This is a genomic window from Comamonas sp., assembly GCF_036643215.1.
Lineage (GTDB): Bacteria > Pseudomonadota > Gammaproteobacteria > Burkholderiales > Burkholderiaceae_C > Comamonas.
Genome location: NZ_JAVXSJ010000005.1, coordinates 121169 through 145476 on the forward strand (window position 1 = coordinate 121169; position 24308 = coordinate 145476).

General features: G+C 60.5%; 22 protein-coding genes. 16 read left to right on the forward strand and 6 right to left on the reverse strand.

The genetic code is table 11. From position 1 onward, the window contains the following. The first annotated feature begins 34 nt into the window (after window positions 1–34). The 16 genes from ftsL (at window position 35) to RSF91_RS05915 (ending at window position 18297) form a co-directional block, all read left to right on the forward strand. Window positions 35–322, forward strand: coding sequence for a cell division protein FtsL (ftsL, locus tag RSF91_RS05840; RefSeq protein ID WP_099735707.1), 288 nt, complete (start codon window positions 35–37; stop codon window positions 320–322). Next, complete coding sequence (locus RSF91_RS05845; RefSeq protein ID WP_332567530.1) at window positions 319–2067, forward strand: peptidoglycan D,D-transpeptidase FtsI family protein; 1749 nt, start codon at window positions 319–321, stop codon at window positions 2065–2067. The genes ftsL and RSF91_RS05845 overlap by 4 nt, the downstream gene beginning before the upstream one ends. Further along, window positions 2064–3569 (forward strand): UDP-N-acetylmuramoyl-L-alanyl-D-glutamate--2,6-diaminopimelate ligase, encoded by a 1506-nt coding sequence (locus tag RSF91_RS05850; protein ID WP_332567531.1) that lies wholly within the window; start codon window positions 2064–2066, stop codon window positions 3567–3569. The genes RSF91_RS05845 and RSF91_RS05850 overlap by 4 nt, the downstream gene beginning before the upstream one ends. Next, entirely contained in the window at window positions 3566–4996 is a 1431-nt protein-coding gene (locus tag RSF91_RS05855; RefSeq protein ID WP_332567532.1) for a UDP-N-acetylmuramoyl-tripeptide--D-alanyl-D-alanine ligase, read from the forward strand. The genes RSF91_RS05850 and RSF91_RS05855 overlap by 4 nt, the downstream gene beginning before the upstream one ends. Then, complete coding sequence (mraY, locus tag RSF91_RS05860; RefSeq protein ID WP_332567533.1) at window positions 4987–6165, forward strand: phospho-N-acetylmuramoyl-pentapeptide-transferase; 1179 nt, start codon at window positions 4987–4989, stop codon at window positions 6163–6165. Before RSF91_RS05855 ends, mraY begins: the two co-directional genes overlap by 10 nt. Before the next feature lie 5 nt (window positions 6166–6170). Beyond that, window positions 6171–8105 (forward strand): UDP-N-acetylmuramoyl-L-alanine--D-glutamate ligase, encoded by a 1935-nt coding sequence (gene murD, locus RSF91_RS05865; RefSeq protein WP_332567534.1) that lies wholly within the window; start codon window positions 6171–6173, stop codon window positions 8103–8105. Then, on the forward strand, window positions 8102–9373 hold the full coding sequence (gene ftsW, locus RSF91_RS05870; RefSeq protein WP_332567535.1) for a putative lipid II flippase FtsW: 1272 nt from the start codon (window positions 8102–8104) through the stop codon (window positions 9371–9373). Before murD ends, ftsW begins: the two co-directional genes overlap by 4 nt. Then, window positions 9370–10455: an undecaprenyldiphospho-muramoylpentapeptide beta-N-acetylglucosaminyltransferase gene (gene murG / locus RSF91_RS05875; RefSeq protein WP_332567536.1), complete on the forward strand. Its 1086-nt coding sequence runs from the start codon at window positions 9370–9372 to the stop codon at window positions 10453–10455. The genes ftsW and murG overlap by 4 nt, the downstream gene beginning before the upstream one ends. Continuing rightward, window positions 10452–11888: a UDP-N-acetylmuramate--L-alanine ligase gene (gene murC / locus RSF91_RS05880; RefSeq protein ID WP_332567537.1), complete on the forward strand. Its 1437-nt coding sequence runs from the start codon at window positions 10452–10454 to the stop codon at window positions 11886–11888. The genes murG and murC overlap by 4 nt, the downstream gene beginning before the upstream one ends. After that, window positions 11885–12856 carry a D-alanine--D-alanine ligase gene (locus RSF91_RS05885; RefSeq protein ID WP_332567538.1) on the forward strand — a complete coding sequence of 324 codons (972 nt, stop codon included), beginning with the start codon at window positions 11885–11887 and terminating at the stop codon, window positions 12854–12856. The genes murC and RSF91_RS05885 overlap by 4 nt, the downstream gene beginning before the upstream one ends. Then, window positions 12853–13659 carry a cell division protein FtsQ/DivIB gene (locus RSF91_RS05890; protein WP_332567539.1) on the forward strand — a complete coding sequence of 269 codons (807 nt, stop codon included), beginning with the start codon at window positions 12853–12855 and terminating at the stop codon, window positions 13657–13659. The genes RSF91_RS05885 and RSF91_RS05890 overlap by 4 nt, the downstream gene beginning before the upstream one ends. A 72-nt stretch (window positions 13660–13731) precedes the next feature. Next, complete coding sequence (gene ftsA / locus RSF91_RS05895; protein WP_099735718.1) at window positions 13732–14961, forward strand: cell division protein FtsA; 1230 nt, start codon at window positions 13732–13734, stop codon at window positions 14959–14961. 146 nt (window positions 14962–15107) lie between these two features. Beyond that, window positions 15108–16301: a cell division protein FtsZ gene (gene ftsZ / locus RSF91_RS05900; RefSeq protein ID WP_332567540.1), complete on the forward strand. Its 1194-nt coding sequence runs from the start codon at window positions 15108–15110 to the stop codon at window positions 16299–16301. Window positions 16302–16553: 252 nt separating this feature from the next. Beyond that, complete coding sequence (lpxC, locus tag RSF91_RS05905) at window positions 16554–17477, forward strand: UDP-3-O-acyl-N-acetylglucosamine deacetylase (RefSeq protein WP_332567541.1); 924 nt, start codon at window positions 16554–16556, stop codon at window positions 17475–17477. Window positions 17478–17487: 10 nt separating this feature from the next. Continuing rightward, on the forward strand, window positions 17488–17664 hold the full coding sequence (locus RSF91_RS05910) for a hypothetical protein (RefSeq protein WP_332567542.1): 177 nt from the start codon (window positions 17488–17490) through the stop codon (window positions 17662–17664). A gap of 207 nt (window positions 17665–17871) precedes the next feature. Further along, window positions 17872–18297 carry an RcnB family protein gene (locus tag RSF91_RS05915; protein WP_332567543.1) on the forward strand — a complete coding sequence of 142 codons (426 nt, stop codon included), beginning with the start codon at window positions 17872–17874 and terminating at the stop codon, window positions 18295–18297. Between the two features lie 127 nt (window positions 18298–18424). Here the strand turns inward: RSF91_RS05915 and ruvC are convergent, their stop codons facing one another. Genes ruvC through RSF91_RS05945 form a run of 6 tightly spaced genes read right to left on the reverse strand, consistent with a single transcriptional unit; the run spans window position 18425 to window position 24253 of the window. Beyond that, entirely contained in the window at window positions 18425–18973 is a 549-nt protein-coding gene (ruvC, locus tag RSF91_RS05920; protein ID WP_099735722.1) for a crossover junction endodeoxyribonuclease RuvC, read from the reverse strand. A gap of 19 nt (window positions 18974–18992) precedes the next feature. Continuing rightward, window positions 18993–19709 (reverse strand): monofunctional biosynthetic peptidoglycan transglycosylase, encoded by a 717-nt coding sequence (mtgA, locus tag RSF91_RS05925; RefSeq protein ID WP_332567544.1) that lies wholly within the window; start codon window positions 19707–19709, stop codon window positions 18993–18995. Between the two features lie 15 nt (window positions 19710–19724). Next, window positions 19725–20591, reverse strand: coding sequence for a shikimate dehydrogenase (aroE, locus tag RSF91_RS05930; protein ID WP_332567545.1), 867 nt, complete (start codon window positions 20589–20591; stop codon window positions 19725–19727). Between the two features lie 57 nt (window positions 20592–20648). After that, window positions 20649–21509 carry an energy transducer TonB gene (locus tag RSF91_RS05935; protein WP_332567546.1) on the reverse strand — a complete coding sequence of 287 codons (861 nt, stop codon included), beginning with the start codon at window positions 21507–21509 and terminating at the stop codon, window positions 20649–20651. A 29-nt stretch (window positions 21510–21538) separates the two neighbouring features. Beyond that, entirely contained in the window at window positions 21539–23611 is a 2073-nt protein-coding gene (locus RSF91_RS05940; RefSeq protein ID WP_332567547.1) for a ribonuclease catalytic domain-containing protein, read from the reverse strand. Between the two features lie 57 nt (window positions 23612–23668). Continuing rightward, a complete protein-coding gene (locus RSF91_RS05945) occupies window positions 23669–24253 on the reverse strand; it encodes a YqiA/YcfP family alpha/beta fold hydrolase (RefSeq protein WP_332567548.1) in 585 nt (194 codons plus the stop codon). Between the last annotated feature and the right edge of the window lie 55 nt (window positions 24254–24308).

The window sequence follows — 24308 nt, forward strand, 5'->3', positions numbered from 1 at the left end:
ATGCCGCTCAGTGCATGGCTGCGGGAGGGCTGCCGTGCTGCGCATAAACCTGCTGCTGCTGCTGGCGGTGATGATGAGCGCCATTTTTCTGGTGCATACCCAGTATGAGTCGCGTCGGCTTTTTACCGAGCTGGATCGTGCCGAGAATGAGTCGCGCCGTCTGGCAACAGATCAGCTGCGACTGCAGGTGGAAAAACGTGCGCAGGCCACGCCTCAGCGCATCGAGACACTGGCGCGTGACAAGCTGCAGATGAAGCAGGCTTCGCCAGCTATTACCCAGTACGTGCAGGAAGGCTCCGCAACCGGAGCCACGGTGCAATGACGCGCAGTGTTCTCTACACCACCAGCCCTTTGCTGGCATCCAAGACTCCGCTGTGGCGCAGCAAGTTCATTGTGGCTGCGCTGGCGCTGGGCTTTGTGGGCCTGGGTGCGCGCGCGGCCTATGTGCAGGTGTATGCCAACGATTTCTTCAAGCGCCAAGGCCTAGTGCGCTTTGCGCGCACGCTGGAGTTGCCGGCCAACCGTGGCCGCCTGCTGGATCGCAATGGCCTGATTCTGGCGTCCAGCGTCCCTGCGGCCAGCATCTGGGCTATTCCTGAAGATTTGGACCTGAAGGACCCCGAGGTTCAGGTAAAGCTCAAGGACGTGGCCAAGCTCATGGACATGCCCCTGAAGACTTTGATGGAGAAGCTTGACGTTGAGGACAAGTCCTTTGTCTGGGTCAAGCGGCAGCTGGACTGGGATGTGGGCCAGAAGATTGTGGCGCTCAATATCAAGGGCATCTACAACCGCAAGGAATACAAGCGCCAGTACCCCGAAGGGGAGTCGGCTGCGCACATCGTTGGCTTCACCAATGTGGAAGACCATGGTCAAGAAGGCATGGAGCTGGCCTTTGACAAGGATTTGGCCGGCAAACCCGGCTCGCGCCGCGTTATCAAGGATAGGCTGGGCCGCGTGGTCGAAGGCGTGGGCGATGAAGTGCCGCCGCAGGATGGTCAAGACATTCAGCTGTCCATCGACAGCAAGGTTCAGTACTACGCCTACCAGAAGCTCAAGCAGCAAGTTGAAGTGAGCAAGGCCAAGGCTGGCAGCGTGGTAGTGATGGATGCACACACCGGCGAATTGCTGGCACTGGCCAACTATCCCAGCTACGACCCCGGACATCGTAAGAATCTGACGGGCGAGCAGTTGCGCAACCGCGCGCTGACCGATACGTTTGAGCCCGGCTCGACCATGAAGCCCATTACCGTTGCGGCGGCGTTGGAGCTTAAGCGAGTCAAGCCTTCCACCATTATTGATACCGCACCCGGCCGCTATACGGTGACGGGATCGACCATCACCGACACGCACAACTATGGCGCGCTGACGGTGGAGGGCGTGATCCAGAAGTCCAGTAACGTGGGTGCGACCAAGGTCGCGCAAAAGCTCTCGCCACAGGAGATGTGGGAGTACTTCAGCGCTCTTGGCTTTGGCCAGAAGCCACAAATCCAGTTTCCCGGTGCGGTCTCAGGCCGCCTGCGTGCCTGGAAGACCTGGAAGCCGATTGAGCAAGCCACCATGTCTTACGGCTATGGCTTGTCGGCCTCGCTGTTCCAGATGGCACGCTCGTACACCGTGTTCTCCAATGACGGGAACGTCATTCCATCCACGATTCTGAAAACGAACGAACCGCCCGTGGGCGTGCGCGTGATCTCTAAAGAAAATGCGGCCGCCGTGCTGCACATGCTGCGCCTGGCGGCAGGCCCTGGCGGAACAGGCCAGAAGGCTCAGGCCGAGGGCTACACCATTGGTGGCAAGTCCGGTACGGCCCGCAAGCAGGTCGGTAAAAACTATGCAGCCGGCAAGTACCGCGCCTGGTTCACTGGCATCGCCCCTATCGACAAGCCTCGCATCATCGTGGCCGTGATGGTGGATGAGCCCACCGCTGGTTCTTACTACGGTGGTACCGTCGCCGGCCCTGTTTTTGCCGATGTAGTGCAGCAGACGCTGCGTTTTATGGGCGTACAGCCCGACAAGGAAGTCAAGCCTCTGATCGTGGCTGCGCCGCCTGAGGAGCCTGTGCTATGAGCACTCTGATTCAAACACTGAACAACGCAGCCGAGGCCGTAGCCTGGCTGCGTACCCGCGTGCAGGGCGACCTGCAGACTGATAGCCGCAAGGTCAAGGCGGGCGATGCCTTTATCGCCTGGCCGGGCGCTGCCACCGATGGCCGTGCTTATGTCGCCAAGGCACTGGAGCTGGGCGCTGTCGCCGTGCTGGTAGAAGCCGATGGCCTTGAAGCCTTTGATCTGAGCAGCGACAAGGTTGCCGCACTCAAGGGCTTGAAGGCAGCCACCGGCCTGATTGCCGACGAATGGTTTGCGCACCCCAGCCGCGAATTGGACGTGCTGGCCGTGACCGGCACCAATGGCAAGACCACCACGGCCTGGTGGCTGGCTCATGCACTATCAAAAGTGAAGCTGAATGCGCGCACTGGCTGTGCGCTGGTGGGCACTTTAGGTGTTGGCGTGCCGCCTGCACTCGAGTCGACGGGTATGACCACGCCCGACCCGGTGCTGCTGCAGCGCGTCTTCCGCAGTTATGCCGATCAAGGCTTGGCTGCCTGCGCAATTGAGGCTTCGTCCATTGGCATCGTCGAGCATCGCCTGGACGGCAGCCAAATTCGCGTGGCGCTGTTCACCAACTTCACCCAAGACCATCTGGACTACCACGGCAGCATGGAGGCCTACTGGCAAGCCAAGGCCCAGTTGTTTGACTGGCCGGGTCTGCAGGCTGCAGTGGTCAATATTGATGATGCCCATGGCGCTAAGCTGTGGGCTAAGTTGCAGGCCAAGCCGCTGGATGTGTGGAGTGTCTCCATTCAAGGCCCGGCACGTCTGCAGGCCAAGGACATTGGTCTGGGTGATGAAGGCCTGAACTTCACCGTGATGGAAGCGGGTCATAGCCTGCGCATGAATACGCGTCTGGTTGGCCAATACAACGTCTCCAATCTGCTGGGTGTGCTGGCGACCTTGCGCAGTCTGGGTCTGTCTCTGGAAAAGGCCGTGGCCGCCTGCGCCGATCTGGAGCCCGTGCCTGGTCGCATGCAGCAAATTGCCAAGCCCGATCTGCCGCTGATTGCCGTGGATTACGCCCACACCCCCGACGCTCTCGAAAAAGCCTTGCGTGCGCTGCAGCCTGCGGCGCAGCAGCGCGGCGGCAAGCTCTGGTGCGTGTTTGGCTGTGGCGGTGACCGCGATAACAGCAAGCGCCCCTTGATGGGACAAGCTGCGCAGGCGAATGCCGACTGCGTGTTCGTCACCAGCGATAACCCGCGCAGCGAAGTACCTGAAAGCATCATCGACCAGATCTTGGCCGGCATGCAGCAGGGCGAGACATTGCATGTTCAGGCCGATCGTGCAGCGGCCATTGCTCACGCCATTGCTCAGGCCGACGCGCGCGACGTAGTGCTGATTGCAGGCAAGGGACATGAAGATTACCAGGAGACGAAGGGCGTTCGCCAGCCGTTCTCCGATATGGCCGAAGCGCAAAAAGCGCTGACAGTCCGTGAAGGAAAGATACGGTCATGATGACCCTGGCAAAAGCGCTGGAGCTGATCCAGACGCATATCCCCCAAGCACGCCTGATCGGCGACGGCAAGGTTGTGCTGACGCGCGTGCACACCGATACGCGCACGCTGCAAAGCGGGGATTTGTTCGTAGCCCTGAAGGGCGAGCGTTTTGACGCCCATGATTTTCTGCCGCAGGCTAAAGGCTCGGGTGCTGTAGCAGCGCTGGCCAGTCATGGTCTGGCGCAAGCGGGTCTGTCCGGCATTGAAGTGCCCGACACCTTGCTGGCGCTGGGCGCACTGGCACGCGCATGGCGTGCACAGTTTGATCTGCCGCTGATTGCCGTGACCGGCAGCAACGGCAAGACCACCGTCACACAGATGATTGCCTCCATTCTGCGCACGCATGTGGGCGGGACGGGGGACGCAGCGCTGGCCACGCGTGGCAACTTCAACAATTCCATCGGCATGCCGCTGAATCTGCTGCGCATGTCGGGTGAGCACCGCATTGCCGTGCTGGAAATGGGCATGAACCATCCCGGTGAAATCGCCGAGCTGGCTGCCATTGGCCAGCCCACGGTGGCGCTGGTGAACAATGCCCAGCGTGAGCACCAGGAATTCATGCACACGGTGGAAGCCGTGGCGCGTGAAAACGGCTCGGTACTGAGCTTTCTGCCCCAAGATGGCGTGGCTATCTTCCCCGCAGGCGATGAATACACGCCGCTGTGGACTGAACTGGCCGCAGGCCGTCCCTGCCTGATGTTTGGTGAAGCCGCCGATGGCGCGCAGGTTTTTGCCACGGATGTGGCATGGAAAAACGGCGCCTGGAGCTTTTTGCTGAACACCTCGCAAGGCAGCGCCGCAGTGCAGCTGCACATTGCAGGTCGTCACAACGTGGGCAATGCGCTGGCCTCAGCCGCTTGCGCCCATGCCGCCGGCGTGCCGCTGGCTGCTATTGCGCAGGGTCTCTCAGGCTTTGAGCCGGTGACGGGTCGCTCGCGTGCGCTGGCGGTGCAGATCAATGGCCAGAGCGTGACCGTGGTGGATGACACCTATAACGCCAACCCCGACTCTGTGGCGGCAGCGATTGCCGTGCTGGCCGAGCTGCCCGCACCGCGCCTGCTGGCGCTGGGTGACATGGGCGAGGTGGGTGACAACGGCCCGCAATTCCACACCGAAGCGGGTGCGCTGGCCAAGCAGGCTGGCATTGAATATTTGTACACGCTGGGCGCACAAAGCGCGTTTGCAGCTACTGCCTTTGGCAGCGGCGCTCAGCATTTTGAGAGCATGACTGCCTTGCAACAGGCGGCATGCGAGGTCTTGCCCAGTCTGGGCAGTGTGTTGGTCAAAGGTTCACGGTTCATGAAGATGGAGCAAGTGGTGCAGGCTGTGCAAGCCTGTGCAGACAAGGAGCAGGGCAACTGCGGGGAGAAAACTGCATGCTGCTGATGCTCGCTCAATGGTTGCAGGGCATCTCGCCCGAGTTCGGTTTTCTGCGCGTCTTCCAGTACCTGACGCTGCGCGCAGTGCTGGCCGCCGTCACGGCCTTGCTGATTGGTTTGATCATCGGCCCCAAGGCGATTCGCATGCTGACCGCACTCAAGATCGGTCAGCCCGTGCGTGGCTACGGCATGGAGACGCATCTGGTCAAAAGCGGCACTCCCACTATGGGCGGCGTGCTGATTTTGTTCTCTATCGCTGTCTCTACCCTGCTGTGGTTTGACCTGTCCAACCGCTTTGTCTGGATTGTGCTGCTGGTCACACTGGGCTTTGGCGCAATTGGTTGGGTGGACGACTGGCGCAAGGTCGTGAACAAGGACCCCGAGGGCATGCGCTCGGGTGAAAAGTATTTCTGGCAGTCCGTCATCGGTCTGTTGGCTGCGCTGTATCTGGTGTTCTGTATTTCCGAGAACAACAATGCCGAAGTCTTCGGCTTGTTCATCTCCTGGGTACAGTCCGGCTTCTCTATGGACTTGCCGCCCAAGGCGGGTCTCATGGTGCCGTTCTTCAAGGAAGTCAGCTACCCGCTGGGTGTGCTGGGCTTTATCGTCATGACCTATCTGGTCATCGTGGGTGCCAGCAATGCGGTCAATCTGACTGACGGCCTTGATGGTCTGGCCATCATGCCGGTCATCATGGTGGGCACGGCGCTGGGCATTTTTGCCTATGTGACGGGTAACGCCACTTATGCCAAGTACCTGCTGTTCCCCAGCATTCCCGGCACGGGCGAGCTGATGGTGTTCTGCGGCGCCATGGCCGGGGCCGGTCTGGCCTTCCTCTGGTTCAATGCTCACCCCGCTCAGGTTTTCATGGGTGACGTGGGTGCTCTGGCACTGGGCGCCGCTTTAGGCACCATCGCCGTGATCGTGCGCCAGGAAATCGTGCTGGCCATCATGGGCGGCATTTTTGTGGCCGAAGCCGTGTCCGTGATGCTGCAGGTGATGTACTTCAAATACACCAAGAAGCGCTATGGCGAAGGCCGCCGCCTCTTGAAGATGGCTCCTTTGCACCACCACTTTGAAAAGAGCGGCTGGAAGGAAACGCAGGTTGTGACCCGCTTCTGGATCATCACCATGCTGCTGTGCCTGCTGGGTCTGTCGACCCTGAAGCTGAGGTAATCGCCATGCAGGACGAAGACCTCAAGCACGGCGATCAGGCTCTGATGCAGGAGTCGGATGATGCTATGCAAATGCAAGCACCTGACGCTCATCTGCAAGCGACTTCAGAGGCAATTGCTGCTGAAATGAATGAATTTGAGGCGGTGGCTGCTACTGAAGTTGAAGCAGTGCAGGTGGCTCCAGCCGTCGCTGAAGGTCTGCGCTCGGCTGTAGATGCCGAGCCGATTCCTGATATCTCCACCTTGACGGCCGCCAGAGATGCTGCGGCTTTTGTGGCTCAAATTTTTGCCGACCCCAGCATCTCCGATGCAGCAGACGGCGAAGTCACGCAGGCCCAAGAGGAGCCCGAAGTGGCTGAAGCTGAAGTGGTCGATTTGCCGCCCGTGCCTGCGCTGTGGCCTCAAGGCGCAGCCCAGCATCTGCAGGGCCAGCGTGTACTGATTCTGGGTTTGGGAATTTCGGGCATCGCCATGGCGCGCTGGTGCGCGCGCGCCGGTGCCGATGTCACCGTGGCTGATACGCGCGAGACGCCGCCCTTCTTGCCTGCCCTGCAGGCTGAGTTGCCCGGCGTGCGCTTTGTCGCCGGTGAATTCACTGCCGCTCTGGTCGATGGCCAGAGCCTGAGTTCCGTTTACCGTTCGCCGGGCTTGAGCCCTGCAAGTGTCGCCTCCGTTTTTAACGCTGCGCGCAGTATTGGCCTGCCCACTGGTGGTGAGCTGGATCTGTTCGCCTTCGCCCTCAAGGGTCTGCGCGAAGCCCATGGATACGCGCCCAAGGTGCTGGGCATTACTGGCACCAATGGCAAGACAACGGTCACATCGCTGACCGGCCAACTGCTGGAAAACGCCGGTTTATCTGTGGGTGTGGCCGGCAATATCGGCCCGACTCTGCTTGATACGCTGTCCCAGCGCATTGACGCCGAGACCCTGCCCCAAGCCTGGGTGCTGGAGCTGTCCAGCTTCCAGCTCGACGACTTGAACGTGGGAGACAAGGGCTTTGCACCCACGGCGGCCACGGTGCTCAATATCACGCAAGACCATCTGGACTGGCATGGTGGCATGCCAGCCTATGCGGCAGCCAAGGCTCATGTCTTTGGCGAGCAGGGCCTGATGGTGCTGAATCGCGAAGACCCTGTGGTCATGGCCATGCTGCCCGCCGCAGTGCCCGTTCCCGGCAAGCGCGGCAAGACCTTTCAGCGTGCCTATGTCACTTTTGGCGGTGACATGCCGCGCCGCCCCGGCGACTTTGGCCTGGAAACGGTCAACGGCATGACCTGGCTGGTGCGCGCCCATGAGGCCGATGAAACCAGCAAGGGCAAGCACGCCGACGACCTGCACATTACCCGCCTGATGCCTGCCGATGCACTGCGCATTCGTGGCCGTCACAACGCCATCAATGCCTTGTCGGCACTGGCGCTGGCAACGGGTGCGGGCTGCAATCTGGCTCCGCTGCTCTACGGCCTGCGTGAATATCGTGGTGAGCCGCACCGTGTGCAGCCCATTGGCCGCGTGAGCGATGTCGAATACTTTGACGACAGCAAGGGCACGAACGTGGGTGCCACTGTGGCTGCTCTCATGGGTCTGGGCCCTGATCACCGCATCGTGGTGATTCTGGGTGGTCTGGGCAAGGGGCAGGATTTTGCACCGCTGGCTGCACCGGTTTCGCGCTATGTGCGCGCTGCGGTGCTGATTGGTCAGGATGCGCCTCTCATTCGTGAAGCCCTGGCCGACTGCGGCGTGACGCTGGTGGATGCGACCACCATGCAGGATGCAGTGCAGCATGCTGCCCGTCTGGCCCACGCCAACGATGCCGTGCTGCTCTCGCCCGCCTGCGCAAGCATGGACATGTTCAAAGACTACGCGGACCGCGCCCACCAGTTTGTGGAAGCGGTACGTGAGCTGGCACTGGACACCGGCCAGCAACTGGAGGACGGTGCATGACTGCCGCCTTCCTGACCAGCCTCTCCGGCCGTATGCGCTCGTGGTTTCGCAGCGCTGAGGACAAACCCATTGACGTACTTCCCGTGCGCGTGGGCGGGCCGTTGTATGACCGACCCACTCGCACGCCGGCCAGCGTGCTGGGGCTTGATCAGGCATTGATCTGGGTCGTCATCGCCTTGCTGTCCTGGAGTCTGGTCATGGTCTATTCGGCATCAATTGCGATGCCGGATAACCCGCGATTCGGCAAGATTCAGCCCTATCACTTCCTGCTGCGCCACACCATGTCTATCGGCATGGCATTCGTGGGCGCTCTGCTGGCCTTCCAGGTGCCCATGAATGTCTGGGAGAAGGTGGCGCGCAAGCTGTTTGTTGTTTCCATTCTGTTGCTGGTTGCGGTGCTGATTCCGCATGTGGGCACGGTGGTCAACGGCGCGCGGCGCTGGCTGTCGCTGGGCATCATGAACTTCCAGCCGTCCGAGCTGGCCAAGTTCTCCATCTTGATCTATGCAGCCGACTACATGGTGCGCAAGATGGAAGTCAAAGAGCGCTTCTTCCGCGCCGTGCTGCCCATGGGACTGGCCGTGGTTGTGGTTGGCGTGCTGTTGCTGGCCGAGCCTGACATGGGCGCTTTCATGGTGATCGTCGTGATCTCCATGGGCATTTTGTTTCTGGGCGGCGTGAATGCACGCATGTTCTTCATCATCGCGCTGCTGGTAGTCGCTGCGTTCGCCATGATTATTGCGACCTCGGAATGGCGTCGCGAACGTATTTTTGCCTACCTCGATCCATGGGATGAGAAGCACGCGCTGGGCAAAGGCTACCAGCTCTCGCACGCGCTGATTGCCATTGGCCGCGGTGAAATCTTTGGTGTCGGTCTGGGCCGCAGCGTGGAAAAGCTGCACTGGCTGCCCGAAGCGCATACCGACTTCTTACTGGCCGTGATTGGTGAAGAGTTCGGCCTGATTGGCCTGCTGGTGATTGCCGCCGTCTTCTTCTGGCTGACCCGCCGCATCATGCTGATCGGCCGCCAGGCCATTGCCCTTGACCGTGTGTTTGCCGGGCTGGTGGCTGAGGGCGTAGCGATCTGGATGGGCTTTCAGGCCTTTATCAACATGGGTGTAAATCTTGGCGCGCTGCCAACCAAAGGCCTGACTCTTCCGTTAATGAGTTTTGGCGGTTCGGCCATTTTGATGAATTTGATTGCGATAGCTGTTGTGCTCAGAGTTGATTACGAAAACAAGCTGCTGATGAAGGGAGGCCACGCATGAGTCTCCCGCTCTCTAAAAACAAGCAACGCACTGCGCTGGTCATGGCGGGTGGCACGGGTGGTCATATCTTCCCCGGTCTGGCTGTGGCGCAAGAGTTGCGTGCGCGCGGCTGGAACGTGCACTGGCTGGGCGCGCCCGGCTCCATGGAGTCGCGCATCGTGCCGCCGCAAGGCTTTGCACTGGAGCTGATCGAGTTTGGCGGCGTGCGCGGCAAGGGCATCAAGACCCTGCTGCAGCTGCCGTTCAAGCTGCTCAAGGCTTTCTCTCAGGCGCGTGGCGTGATCCAGCGCGTGCAGCCCGATGTGGTCATCGGTCTGGGGGGCTACCTCACCGTGCCCGGTGGCCTGATGGCCGCTATGTCTGGTGTGCCTGTGGTGCTGCATGAGCAGAACTCTGTAGCCGGCATGGCCAACAAGGTGGTGGCCAAGGTTGCCAAGCGCGTGTTCACTGCTTTCCCCAAGGTGTTGGCCAAGGGCGAGTGGGTGGGCAACCCGCTGCGTCAGCCGTTTCTGGAGCAGGGTGCACCCGCCCAGCGCTTTGCAGGCCGCACTGGCACGCTCAAGCTGCTGATCGTAGGTGGCAGTCTGGGTGCGAAGGCGCTGAACGAGATCGTACCCAAGGCGCTGGCCCTGATTCCTGCCGACCAGCGCCCTCAGGTCACGCACCAGAGCGGTGCTGCGCAGATCGATGCACTGCGTGCCAACTATCAGGCGGCTGGTGTGCAGGCTGAGCTGACTCCCTTTATTGATGACACGGCCAAAGCCTTTGCTGAGGCGGATGTCATCGTCTGCCGCGCCGGTGCCAGCACCGTGACCGAGATTGCCGCCGTGGGCGCCGCCGCGGTTTATGTGCCCTTCCCGGCAGCGGTGGATGACCACCAGACAAGCAATGCCCGTTTTCTGGTCGATGCCGGCGCTGGATGGTTGATGCCACAAAGTACTCTGAGCCCCCACGGGTTGGCTGAAATGCTACAAAATATGCAGCGCGCTACGCTGTTGGAGCGCGCTGAACTCGCGAAGAAAATGCAAAAGATTGATGCCACTGAAAAAGTGGTCGCCGCTTGTGAGGAACTGGCCGCATGAAACACGCCATTCAACACATTCACTTTGTCGGTATTGGTGGCTCCGGCATGAGCGGTATTGCAGAGGTTCTGCATAACCTTGGTTACGTTATTTCGGGCTCCGACCTGGCTGATAGCGCCACGCTGCGCCGCCTGTCGGGTCTTGGCATCAAGACCTTTGTGGGTCATGCGGCCGAGAATATTTCGGGCGCTGATGCGGTGGTCACATCGACCGCCGTGCAGGGTGACAACCCCGAAGTCGTGGCCGCCCGCGAGAAAAAAATCCCCGTCGTGCCCCGCGCGCTGATGCTCGCTGAGCTCATGCGCTTCAAGCAAGGTATTGCCATTGCAGGCGCGCACGGCAAGACCACGACCACCAGCCTGGTGACCAGCGTGCTGGCTGAAGCCGGTCTGGACCCCACGTTTGTGATCGGCGGCAAGCTCAATAGCGCTGGCGCCAATGCCAAGCTGGGCCATGGCGACTACATCGTGGTCGAGGCTGATGAGTCCGATGCATCCTTCCTGAACCTGCTGCCCGTGATGGCGGTCGTCACCAATATTGACGCCGACCATATGGAAACCTACGGTCATGACTTTGGCCGTCTGAAGCAGGCGTTTGTTGATTTTCTGCACCGCATGCCCTTCTATGGCCGCGCCATCCTGTGTCTGGATAGCCCTGCGGTGCGAGAAATTTTGCCCAAGCTGGCCCGCCCGGTGACGACTTACGGCTTTGCCGAAGACGCTCAGGTGCGCGCCATCAATGTGCGAGCCGAAGCCGGTCGCATGTGCTTTACGGTCAAGCGCTGCCTGGGCGAGCAAACCTACCCCGATCTGGATGTGGTGCTGAGCCTGCCCGGCGAGCACAACGTGCTCAACGCGCTGTCTGCCGTGGTCGTGGCCATGGAGCTGGAAATTTCCGACGAAGCACTGTTGCGTGCGCTCGAAGGCTTCAAGGGCGTGGGCCGTCGCTTTCAGCGCTACGGCGATTTGCCTGCCAGCAATGGTGGCGTGTTCACCGTCATTGACGACTACGGTCACCACCCGGTTGAAATGGCGGCCACGCTGGCTGCTGCACGTGGCGCTTTCCCCGGTCAACGCCTGGTGCTGGCCTTCCAGCCCCACCGCTACAGCCGCACGCGCGACTGCTTTGAGGACTTTGTGAAGGTCATCGGCAACGCTGATTCCGTGTTGCTGGCCGAGGTCTATGCCGCTGGCGAAGCGCCGATCGTGGCGGCTGATGGTCGCTCACTGGCCCGCGCACTGCGCGTGGCTGGCAAGGTCGAGCCTATTTTTGTGGAAGACATTGCCGATATGCCGGCGGCCATTGCGGCCAATGCGCAAGGCGGCGATGTATTGCTGTGCATGGGTGCAGGGTCTATTGGTGCCGTGCCTGGGAAACTGGTTGAAATGCTTCAAAAACAAGAGCTGGCTGCGCCCGCTGGGAGCGCGCAATGAGCACATTTGGCACAAACATTGATGTGAAAGCACTGGGCAAGGTTGCCGTGCTGATGGGCGGTCGCTCGTCCGAGCGTGAAGTCTCGCTGATGTCGGGCGCTGGTGTGCTGGCAGCGCTGCAGTCCAAGGGAGTGGATGCCCACAAGTTTGATCCGGCAGAGCAGACGCTGGACCAGCTCAAGGTGCAAGGCTTCGACCGCTGCTTTATCGCGCTGCATGGCCGCTTTGGTGAAGACGGCACGGTGCAGGGCGCGCTGGAGTTGCTGGGCATTCCTTACACCGGCTCGGGCGTGATGGCCTCGAGCATTGCCATGGACAAGGTCATGACCAAGCGCATCTGGCGCTTTGAAGGCCTGCCCACACCGGACTGGCGCATGGTGGCATCTGCTGAAGAAACCCGCGCTGCGTTTGAAGCTCTGGGTGCGCCCATGATCGTCAAGCCCGCACGTGATGGCTCCAGCATCGGCCTGACCAAGGTGATGAATGCTGACGAATGTGCCAAGGCCTATGCGCTGGCCGCACAGTACGACGCAGAAGTGCTGTGCGAGGAGTTCATCACGGGTGATGAAACCACTTGTCCCGTGCTTGGCACGGGTGCCAAGGCTGGCGCGCTGCCCGTGATTCGCATCGTGGCGCCCGAAGGCAACTACGACTATCAGAACAAGTACTTCACCGACACCACGCAGTACCACTGCCCCAGCGGTCTGCCGACAGATGAAGAGGCAGAGATCCAGCGCATTGTGGAAAAAGCCTTCCGCACGCTGGGCTGCCGTGGCTGGGCACGTGCCGACATCATGATTCGCGGCAGCGATCGCAAGCCTTTCTTGCTGGAGATCAATACATCGCCGGGCATGACAGGGCATTCTCTCGTCCCCATGGCTGCGCGTGCCTCCGGCGTGAGTTATGAAAACCTGTGCTTGGGCATTCTGGCCATGAGCGCACTGGATGGAGACGCGGAGAAGCCATGAACCGCAGCCAGCCCACATCTGTCGTCCCGTTCGACGTCAAGCTCATGAACATCACCGCCACGGTCATGTTCATGGGTTGCTTGGCCGCGTGCGTGATGACCGTGGGGTGGTGGTTGATGCGAACTCCGGCCTTCAATATTGGCCGCATCGTGGTGGAAGGTGAGCTGGTGCACAACAACGCCGTGACGCTGCGCGCCAATGTGGCGCCCGTGCTCAAAGGCAACTTCTTTACCGTGGACCTGAAGGCGGCTCAGCATGCCTTCGAGCAAGTGCCCTGGGTTCAGGAAGCGCAGGTGCGCCGTGAATACCCGAACGGCCTGCGCGTGTCTCTGAAAGAGCATGTGGCCGAGGCTTTCTGGGGCCCGGAGACCAGCACCGGTCTGGTCAACAAGGCCGGTGAAGTGTTTGAAGCCAACCTGGGTGAACTGGACCGTGAAGGCCTGCCTCGCTTGCAAGGGCCTGAAGGCTCGGCCCCGCGCGTGCTGCAGATGTACCACTCGCTGGCTCCAGCCCTGAAGCCACTGCATGTAGGGCTGGACAGCCTGACGCTGAATGCACGTGGCAGCTGGGATGCTGTGCTGGACAACGATGCTCAGATTGAACTGGGCGGCGGCACGACGGAAGACGTGCTGCTGCGCGTGCAGCGCCTGGTGCGCACACTGCCTCAGATCACCTCTCAATACCAGCGCTCGGCTGCGGATCTTGCATCCGCTGATTTGCGCTACGAAGACGGCTATGCCTTGCGACTCAAGGGCGTAACCACTGGATCCTCAGCGCCGGCACCCGCCAGGCCCAGACGATGAACCGGAGCAGGAACGCAGCTATGCAAGGCGCACATAAAGACAAGACGGAACTTACCGAGGGCGGATGCTGATATGGCAAGAGAATACAAGGATGTGATCGTTGGGCTGGATATCGGCACAGCCAAAGTCATGGCTGTGGTGGCTGAGGTTCTGTCCAATGGAGAGCTCAAGCTGGCAGGTCTGGGTGTAGCGCCCAGCAACGGCCTCAAGCGCGGCGTGGTTGTCAACATTGACGCTACCGTGCAGAGCATTCAGCAGGCCCTGAAAGAGGCCGAGCTGATGGCTGACTGCAAAATTCAGCGGGTCTGTACCGGCATCACGGGCAGCCATATCCGTGGCCTCAATTCCAGCGGCATGGTGGCCATCAAGGACAAGGAAGTCTCGTCCACCGATATGGCCCGCGTGATGGAAACCGCCAAGGCCATCAATATCTCGTCCGACCAGCGTCTGCTGCTGGTGGAAGCGCAGGAGTTCGTCATTGACGGCCATGAAGTGCGCGAGCCCATCGGCATGAGCGGCATTCGCCTCGAAGCCAAGATTCATATCGTGACCGGTGCGCAAAGCGCTGCCGAGAACATCATCAAGTGCGTGCGCCGCTGTGGCCTGGAAGTAGAGCAGTTGCTGCTCAACCCACTGGCATCCGCCCAAGCCGTGCTGACCGACGACGAGCGTGAGCTGGGTGTGGCGGTGGTGGATATCGGTGCGGGTGCGACCGATGTGGCCATCTTCACGGGGGGCGCTATTCGTCACACGGCCGTGATTCCGATTGCCGGTGATCTGATCACCAGCGACATCGCCATGGCGCTGCGCACGCCCACCAAGGATGCCGAAGATATCAAGGTCGAAAGCGGCTATGCCAAGCAACTGCTGGCCGACCCCGATGCGCAAGTCGAAGTGCCGGGCCTTGGCGACCGCAGCCCCCGCATGATCAGCAAGCAGGCGCTGGCGGGTGTGATTGAGCCGCGCGTAGAAGAAATTTTCTCGCTGGTGCAGCAAGTCATCCGCGAGTCGGGCTACGAAGAAGTACTGTCCTCGGGCATCGTGCTCACCGGCGGCAGTGCCGTCATGCCCGGAATGATCGAGCTGGGCGAGGACATCTTCCTCAAGCCTGTGCGCCGTGGTCTTCCTAAATATTCGGGTGCGCTGGCCGACATGGTTGCCCAGCCCCGTGCCGCCACCGTGATGGGCCTGCTCGATGAAGCACGCCTGGCACGCATGCGCGGCTACAAGGTGGCCCAGAAGAGCGGTTCCATGAAGACTGCTTTTGGCCGATTCAAGGACTTTATCGTGGGGAACTTCTGACATGAACCCTCATCGCATGTTCATTACCGGGCCCCCTTCGATAGACTTTTTTCGGTATCGAAGGCGACGACAGCCAACGCCTCACGTTTCGACGATTTCTTTTCCACAGCAGCGACAAACCACCACTAGAGAACAGGAGCATCACCATGCCTATCGACATGATTGAAACTGAAGAATTCAACCAAGGCACGCAGATCAAGGTGATCGGCGTCGGCGGCGGCGGCGGCAACGCCGTTGACCACATGATTGAGCGCAGCGTGCAAGGCGTTGAATTCATCACGGCCAATACCGATGCTCAAGCTCTGCTGCGCAGCCGCGCCCATCGCACCATCCATTTGGGTGGCAGCGGCCTGGGCGCAGGCAGCAAGCCTGAAAAGGGTCGTGAGTCTGCTGAGCTGGCTGTGGACGATATTCGCGCTGCGATTGAAGGCGCGCACATGCTCTTCATTACAGCTGGCATGGGTGGTGGTACGGGTACCGGTGCTTCTCCCGTGATCGCTCGAGTGGCCAAGGAGATGGGCATTCTGACGGTGGGTGTGGTGACCAAGCCTTTCGACTGGGAAGGCGGTCGCCGCATGCAAAACGCTGACAACGGCCTGGCCGAGTTGGAAGCGAATGTGGACTCGCTGATCGTGGTGCTCAACGAAAAGCTGCTCGACGTGCTGGGTGACGATATCTCCCAGGATGAGGCTTTTGCCCATGCCAACGATGTTCTGAAGAACGCCGTGGGCGGTATTGCCGAAATCATCAACGAGTACGGCCATGTGAACGTCGACTTTGAAGACGTGCGCACCGTGATGGGCGAGCCTGGCAAGGCCATGATGGGTACCGCCAAGGCCGCAGGCCCTGACCGTGCCCGCATTGCTGCCGAGCAAGCAGTGGCTTGCCCACTGCTGGAAGGCATCGATCTGTCTGGCGCCAAGGGCGTGCTGGTGCTGGTGACCGCCGCTAAGGGCAGCCTGAAGCTGTCCGAGTCGCGTCTGGCCATGTCCACCATCAATGCCTACGCTTCGCCTGATGCACACGTGATCTACGGCGCTGCCTACGACGACTCGCTGGGTGACGAAATCCGCGTGACCGTGGTGGCAACCGGCCTGTCGCGCCCCAACGTGCGTCGCCAGAACATTCAGGTGGTGCAGGGTGGTTTGCGCACGGGTACTGACAACGTTGCAGTGGGTCTGCCTCCTATCGGTGGCATGGACTACGGCACAGCCAACACCAATGTGCCCAGCGTCTGGCGCACCAACCGCACTCAGGCTTCGGAGCGCGTGAGCGCACTGGCGTCTGGCGGCATGGATGATGTGGAAATCCCCGCATTCCTGCGCAAGCAGGCTGACTGATCGTTGGTCACCCCCTGAGGCGCTTTGCGCCTTCCCCCTCTCTCGCTTCGCGGGAGGGGGACGACACCCTAGGTGCGGGGCTGCCCTTCCTTGGTGTCTCTGACTTCGAGTACGCCAGTGTTTGAGAGTCAGCCGTAAGGTCCTCTGGTGCGTTAAGCAGCGAGCCCTCCATCAATTCGCTGTATCGCAGCGATTAAGACAACCCTGGGTGGGCCTATGCCTTCTCGGGGTTGTCGCATTTAAAATAACGACATGCTTCAGCAACGCACCATCAAGACTATTTCCCGTGCCGTAGGCGTGGGCCTGCACAGCGGCCAGCGTGTCGAGTTGACACTACGCCCTGCCCAGCCTGATACCGGCATCGTGTTTCGTCGCGTGGATTTGCCTGAGCCTGTGGAAATTCCTATTTCTCCCGAGGCCGTGACAGATACGCGCATGGCTTCCACCATCGGCACCGGTGGTGCCAAGGTGCATACGGTGGAGCATCTGATGTCGGCCATTGCCGGTCTGGGCATCGACAACATCTATGTGGACATCACGGCTGAAGAAGTGCCGATTCTGGATGGATCATCTTCGTCCTTCGTGTTTTTGCTGCAAAGCGCAGGCATTGAGCTGCAAAAAGCCCCCAAGCGCTTTATCCGCATCAAGAGCCCGGTTGAAGTGCGCGAAGGTGAAGGCCAGAGCTTGAAGTGGGCGCGTTTTGACCCTTACCACGGCTTCAAGCTGCGCTTTGAGATCGACTTTGCTCATCCTGCGGTGGATTCCACGGGGCAGTGTGTGGAGTTTGATATGGGGCTGGACAACTACACCCGCGACATCGCCCGTGCCCGCACCTTTGGCTTTACCAAGGATGTGGAAATGCTGCGCAACAACGGTCTGGCATTGGGCGGTGGGCTGGATAACGCCATCGTCATGGACGACTACAAAGTCCTCAACAGCGATGGCCTGCGCTATGACGACGAGTTTGCCAAACACAAGATTTTGGATGCCATCGGAGACTTGTACCTGATCGGCAAGCCCATCCTTGGAGCCTATAGCGCCTTTCGTTCAGGCCATGGCCTGAACAACAAGCTGCTGCGGGCCATGATGGCTCAGCCCGAGACCTGGGAGATCGTGACCTTCGAGAACGAGCGTCAGGCACCTCAAGGCTTTGCTCTGCCGGCGCAGGCCTGGTGAGCGAGACAGCATGCTGATCTTTCGCTGGCTGGCCACGCTGCTGATTCTGGCTTCGGCTTTGAGCTTTGCCTTCTATCTCGGGACTGGTCAGCAGTCGTACAAGCGTCTGGGATTTTTGCTGTTCAAGTGGACGGTGATTGCCGGTTTGGCCTTTTTTGCCGTGATGTTTGTGGGGCGCGTGATCTAGGCATTGGCGATATGCTGATGTTTATGCATTTGAAATGCATAGCTGTCAGTGCTTGATACATAAGCGCTACAGCTGTATTTGCTTTGTAAAGCGCAGGCAAAAAAGCGGTAAAAGACCCTAGTTCGGCTTGCCGCTGGGCGTGATTTGGCGAAGATGCAGGCATGGCCTCGAAATCTGTTGAGTGCCTTGCTTCAGAAAGGAAAAATTATGTCCCGCCTGACCTCTCGCATTCTTTCCGCCTCCGTCGCTGCCTGTCTGGGTCTGGGGAGTCTGGCCGTTCAGGCTCAACCCGGCCCGCCTCCCGGCCATGGTTCGCAAGACATGCGCCATGGCGGTCGCCATGATGACCGTGGTCGCAACAACGACAACCAGCGCCGTGACGATCGCCGTTATGACGACCGCCGGGCTGATAACCGCCATGACCGCCGTGGCGCAGGCCCTGACCACAACTGGCAGCGCGGCTACCGCGTGCCGCCCCAGTACCGCTCGCACCACTATGTCGTCAACGACTGGCGCGGTCACCATCTCTCGGCTCCTCCGCGTGGCTATCAATGGGTACAGAACGGCAGCGACTATCTGCTGATCGGCATTGCCACGGGTGTGATCGCCTCCATGGTGCTGGGCAGCTATTAAGAAGCTGAATGAGCAATAAAAAAGCCGTGGTGAGCCACGGCTTTTTGTGTCTGGGTATCAAAACCGCACGGCCTAGTTTAGAGGCTGTCGTCCCCTCGGGACGAAGCTGAAAGCGGCGCAGGGGGAATCAATAAACTCTTCCGCCCTTGAACATTGCGTGCTGCTTGCGCTGCAGATCGGTGGATTTGGCCATCAAGCTCATGGCCGCATGGGCGTGAGCATGGGTAATGGCCAGCCCCAGTGCATCGGCGGCATCGGTGCCGGGCAGGCCGGGCAGCTGCAGCAGGCGTTTGACCATTTCCTGAATCTGATTCTTCGCCGCACGGCCATGGCCGGTCACGGCTTTCTTCATCTGCAGGGCGGTGTATTCAGACACAGGCAGGTTGGCATTGACCAGTGCCGTCAATGCTGCGCCGCGTGCTTGCCCCAGCAGCAGGGTGGACTGGGGGTTGACGTTGACGAAGACGATTTCCACCGCAGAGCAATCAGGGCTGTAGCGTGAAGTGACTTCCGAAATGCCGTCAAACAGCACCTTAAGGCGACCTGGAAGATCGCCCAGCTCCATCTTGTTGGTGCGTATGGTGCCGCTGGCTACATAGCTCAGGCGCTGGCCTGCCATGTCGATAACGCCAAAGCCCGTGGTCTGCAGACCGGGGTCGATTCCTAGAATTCGCATGGTTTGAATGTAGCGCTTCTCAAGGGGCGGTCACCATCGGTATGTATCTTGCAATAGTGCGGGTGCGCTGAGCCAGATAACGCGACTGTGGCATTTTTTCAAAGCGCTTGGGCGCAGGCAGCATGGCGGCCAGCCGGGCTGCCTCACTGGCGCTGAGCTGGGCGGCGCTTTTGCGAAAGTAGTGCTGGGCAGCAGCCTCGGCACCAAACACGCCATGGCCCCATTCCACATTGTTGAGATAAATCTCCAGAATGCGCTGCTTGCTCAGCATCAGCTCCAGCAACTGGGCCAGCAGCAGCTCTTGCCCCTTGCGCAGAAAATTACGCTCGCCAGACAGCAGCAGGTTCTTGGCCAGTTGCTGGGTGATGGTGGAGCCGCCATAGACCTTGGCCGGTTTTCCGCTATCGCTTTGCCCTGCCTTGGCTTCTGCCTTTGCGTTGCGCTGCCAGGCCTTCTGGATCGCATCCCACTGCACGCCGTGGTGATCCATAAAGCCAGCGTCTTCAGACGCAATCACCGCACGCGTCAAATTGCTGGAGATTTTTCCGTAGTCCACCCATTGCTGGCGCCAGCGCAGACCGTCTTCGCTATGGGCCAGCTGCCACGCTTCAGAGCGCTGATAGGTTGTGGATTCCGGGTCAAGCCAAGCCATGACTGCGATACGTGCTACAAAAAATAATTGCAGCAGCAAAGCTGCGCAAAGCACCAGCAGGAGCAGACGGGCAAAGGCTTTCATAGCGAACAGGCTGTATTAACGCGCTGCTTCGGTTTGCTGCAGCTCTCGTAATTCAGCCAGGACTTGAGTCGATGGCGGGCGCACGCCGCGCCACATGGCAAAGGATTCAGCGGCTTGCTCCACCAGCATGCCAAGGCCGTCGCGGGCTAGCGCGCCATGGCTGCTGGCCCAGTCCAGAAAATTCTGAGCAGCGGGGCCATACATCATGTCGTAAGCCAGAGTGCGTGCGTGCAGCACGCTGGCGGGCGCGGGCACATCAGCCCCGGCCAGGCTGCTGGCGGTGGCGTTGATGACGATGTCGAAGCATTGGGTTAAATCGGCTTCTAGCGCTTGTCTGTCAAGCGATACCAGCTCTACTTTATGTAGCGCGGCAATGGCTGCATGCTGCGCAATCAGGGCCACGGCCTTGGCCTGTGTGCGGTTGGTGACGACGATGCGGCGCGGCTGTTGCTCAATCAGCGAGCCCAGTGCCCCAGCGGCTGCGCCACCTGCCCCCAGCAGCAGCACATCGCACCCGGCAATCGGTATGCATGCGTTGCGGGTGATATCGGCCACGATGCCCAGACCATCGGTGTTGTCAGCATGAATGCCGCTGGCGCTGAAGACCAGGGTGTTGGCCGCACCAGCCAGACGCACACGTTCGCTGGCGCTGGTGGCCAGCTCGGCCGCTTGCAGCTTGAAGGGCACGGTGACGTTGCAGCCCTTGCCACCGGCGGCGGCGAAGTCCTGCACAAAGGCGGCAAAGCCGTCGAGCGCGACCAGTGCGCGCTCATAGCTCAGTTGCTGGCCTGTCAGTTCAGCAAAGCGGGCGTGAATCCAGGGGGAGCGGCTATGGGCAACGGGGTTGCCTGCAACGCAGTACGAGTCGGTGATGGCGGTCATGAAAGTCGGGGCTGCCGCAGCAGCCGCTGGTGATGCGGGTAGAGGGCAGCCGGGGGCTTAGTTCACGTTGGTTTCCAGCGTCTGGTCGCGGGTGAAGCGAAAGCGTGAGACCACAGCGATCTGATCGGCCTTGGTGCGCATGGCTGGGCCGAAGTGGCCGTAGGGGCCAGCGGCGCGGGCAATGGCTTCGGCACGGGTATCCAGCATACGGTTGCCCGAGCCTTCTACCACTTCGGAGGACAGCACGCGGCCATCATGGTTCACGGTCAGCACAAGGACCAGCTCGCCGTAGAGCTTCTGGCCCTTGCTTTCGGGGAAGTTCTCTGTGCCCTTGTCTTCCACCTTGCGGCGCAGCGCGTCGTAATAGACGGCATACACGGCTTCCTTGGTCGCGGGGCTGATGTAGCGCTTTTTGGGGCGAGCGTTCTCGGCGTTGATGCGCTTTTCAATCTCGGCCAGCATCTTGATGAGCTGCAGCCGTTTTTCTTCCTGCGATTCCTTGGCCGGATTCTCGGCGTTCAGGCGCGGGTCCATGGGTGGCAGCGCGGCGACCTGCTGGCGCAGCTGGGTCAGCAAATGATGTTGCTGCTCCTCCATGGCGTCGAGCTGGCGCTGCTTTTCCTCAAAATCATCGCCCACAGCCGTGAGGGCCGAGTAGGGCATGGGGCTGGTGGCCCGGCCCTTTTCCGCATCGCCGCCGCCGGCCAGCGAGGTCTGGGCAATGGCCGCAGCCTTGTCCGGTATCTCGTTGGCACGGGCGTTGACCAGAATCACTTCCAGTGGCGTGTCCTGAAACACGCGCTCGAAGTTCTCAGGGTCTACAAACCGGATGGTCAGCAATACGGCATGTACGGCAATCGACACGCCCAGCGCCAGCTGCAGCGTACTCAGTCGTTGAAGAGAGGAGGGCAGTTTCACGGCGGCGTCAGGGCGATGGTGAGTAGAGGTCAGGACTGTGGCTTGTCGGCAGCAGGGGCTTCGGCGTCGTTCATGTCCACCGCAATGGCGATTGGGCCGGCCACGGTGTCGTCATCGTCTTCGCCGCTGTCGTCACCTTCGGCCTGTGCATCGGCGCTGGCATCCAGACGTTCGATCAGCGTGCCGGTGATGTCCAGCGAGATTTCGTCAATCTCGCCGAGCTTGATGCGGATATGTGCACCACGCGGCAGGTTTTGCGCGCCCAGCACAGGCAGCACCAGCGGCAGATTGTCGGCGCGCACCAGGAAAGAGCCATTGGGGCCTTCCTTGAAGACGCTGGCCGTCAGTTCGGTAATGCCGTTCTGCTCCAGATACTTGAGTGTCCAGAAACGCTCCATGCCGGCCTGATAGCCGTTGTAGGCGCTGTAGGCTCCGTCAAAGCTGCTGATGATGCCGAACAGCTCAGCATCCTTGGGCTTGAAGGGCGCAGCCAGTGCTGCCGTCTTGCCGTTGCGGGCGCAGGCAATGATCTGCCACTGGTTAACCAGGTCCACATAGCGGCGCAGCGGCGAGGTGGCCCAGGAATAGGCCTTCACGCCAATACCTGCGTGGGGCAGCGCCTTGGTGCTCATGCGCACCTTCATGCCGGGGGCCAGGCTGGCCTGGCTGCGGTAGATGCCGGGCACACCGTGCTCGGCCAGCATCAGGCCCCAGGTGCTGTTGGCCACAATCGCGGCTTCGGCCACGATCAGGTCCAGCGGCGCGCCGCGCTTGCGCACGGAGATTTGCACCTGCTCGTTGCCATTGGGTTCGGCGCCGTCGTTACCGACGAGTCGGAAGTTGTAGTCTGGGCGGCTGAAGTTCTCGGGCTTGCCACGAACCACTTCGCGGTTGGCCTTGAGGAATTTGGACCAGCGCTGCAAAAATGTGAGATCCTTGCGCTTGTTCAGCAAGGACTCTGGCGTGTTTTCGACCTCAATCGACGGATCGCTCAGCCACTCTTCAGTCACGATGTGGTCGAGCTTGTCGTAGCGGAAGTTGACATCCACGGGCACGCGCTCAAGGCGGGTTTCGCTGGCGACGGTCTCCAGCGTTTCCTCGTTGATGGTCACGTACAGCGACACGGCGGGGTTGGCGCGGCCTTCATCCAGCGTGTAGATCTGCACCACCTCATCGGGCAGCATGGTGATCTTGTAGCCGGGCATGTAGACCGTGGACAGGCGGTTGCGGCCCAGCTTGTCCAGATCGCTGCCGGGCGTGATGGCCAGGCCGGGGGCTGCAATGTGAATACCCACGGAGACGGTGCCCGTACCCAGACCTGTGACGGACAGGGCATCGTCGATTTCGGTGGTGGCCGAATCGTCGATGGAGAACGCCTTGACATCGGCCAGAGGCAGGTCTGCAGGTGGCTGGGGCGCTTCCAGAGCCGGGAAGCCCGTGCCCTTGGGGAAGTTGTCGAACAGGAAGCGCTTCCAGTGGAACTGGTAGGCCGAGTCGATGGCGCCTGCGCGGTGCAGCAGGTCCAGTGGTGCCATGCGGGTGGCGCGGCTGGCCTCGACCACGGCCTTGTATTCAGGCGCGTTCTTGTCAGGCTTGAACAGAATTTTGTAGAGCTGCTCGCGAATGGCCTGAGGGCATTCGCCGCGGCCCAGTTCTTCGGCCCAGCCGTCAATCTGCGCCTGAATCAGCTTTTTCTTTTCAATGGCGGCCAGCGCCTGCTGCAGGATTTCAGCGGACGCTTTCTTGAAGCGGCCCTTGCCTGCGCGGCGGAAGTAGTGCGGTGCATCAAACAGGCAGAACAGCGCGCCAGCCTGCTGCGCCAGCGTGGCAGATTCGGAAAAATAGTCGCGCGCCAAGTCGGCAAAGCCAAACTCTTCATCGGGCGCAAATTCCCAGGCCAGATCCAGATCGATCTCGCTCGCCAGTGCCTGGCCCTGGGCCATCAGCTCGGCGGGAGCCGGTTTCTCGAACTTGAGCAGGATATTGGCGGACTTGACCTTGACCCGCTTGCCCGAGTCCAGTTCGACTTGGGCAGAGGATTCGGCTTCAGAGAGGATGCGTCCGGCCAGAAATTTGCCGGCTTCTTCAAACAGTGCGTGCATAGCCGTGTATTTTCCCACGAGCGGACGACCTGGCGTGGTCTGAATTCCTGGTTGAGCTCAAGCCAGGGTCAGAAATTCTTCCACGCGGCTCAGGTATTCCTCAAAATTAGACAGGGCATGATCGCCCCCTTCCTGCACTAGTTGCAGGGCGTGGGGGTAGCGTTCACTCATTTCTGTCCAGTCCAGTACCTCGTCGCCCTGGGCGATCAAAACCATCTCCGGGGCTGCTGGCGTCATGCTGCGGGTGTCTAGAAGGCGCAATTCATCGATGTATTCAGGGCGAAAGAAGAATTTTTCTTCCGGGTCATGCCAGCTGGCCTGCTCGCCAATGTATTTCTCCAGATCGCGGGCCGGGTTTACGGCTGGGTTGATCAGCACGCTCTTGCAGCGGGCCAGTTGCGCCACCCAGCTGGCGTAGTAACCGCCCAGCGATGAGCCCATGACGGCCATGCTCTGGCGCGGCCAGTTGGCAATGCCTTCGGCAATCAAAGACGCGGCATCGCGCGGGGAAGGCGGCAACTGCGGGCACCACCAGCGCACTTTTGGGTGCTTGGCGCTGACGTAGTCCGCCATGATGCGGGCCTTGTTGGATTGAGGGGAGGAGCGAAAGCCGTGCAGATAAAGCAGGTGGGTGGTTGTCATGGCGGCAATCTCCTCTCGTAAATAAAACAGCTTTTCAGTCCTGAGCATTGTGGAC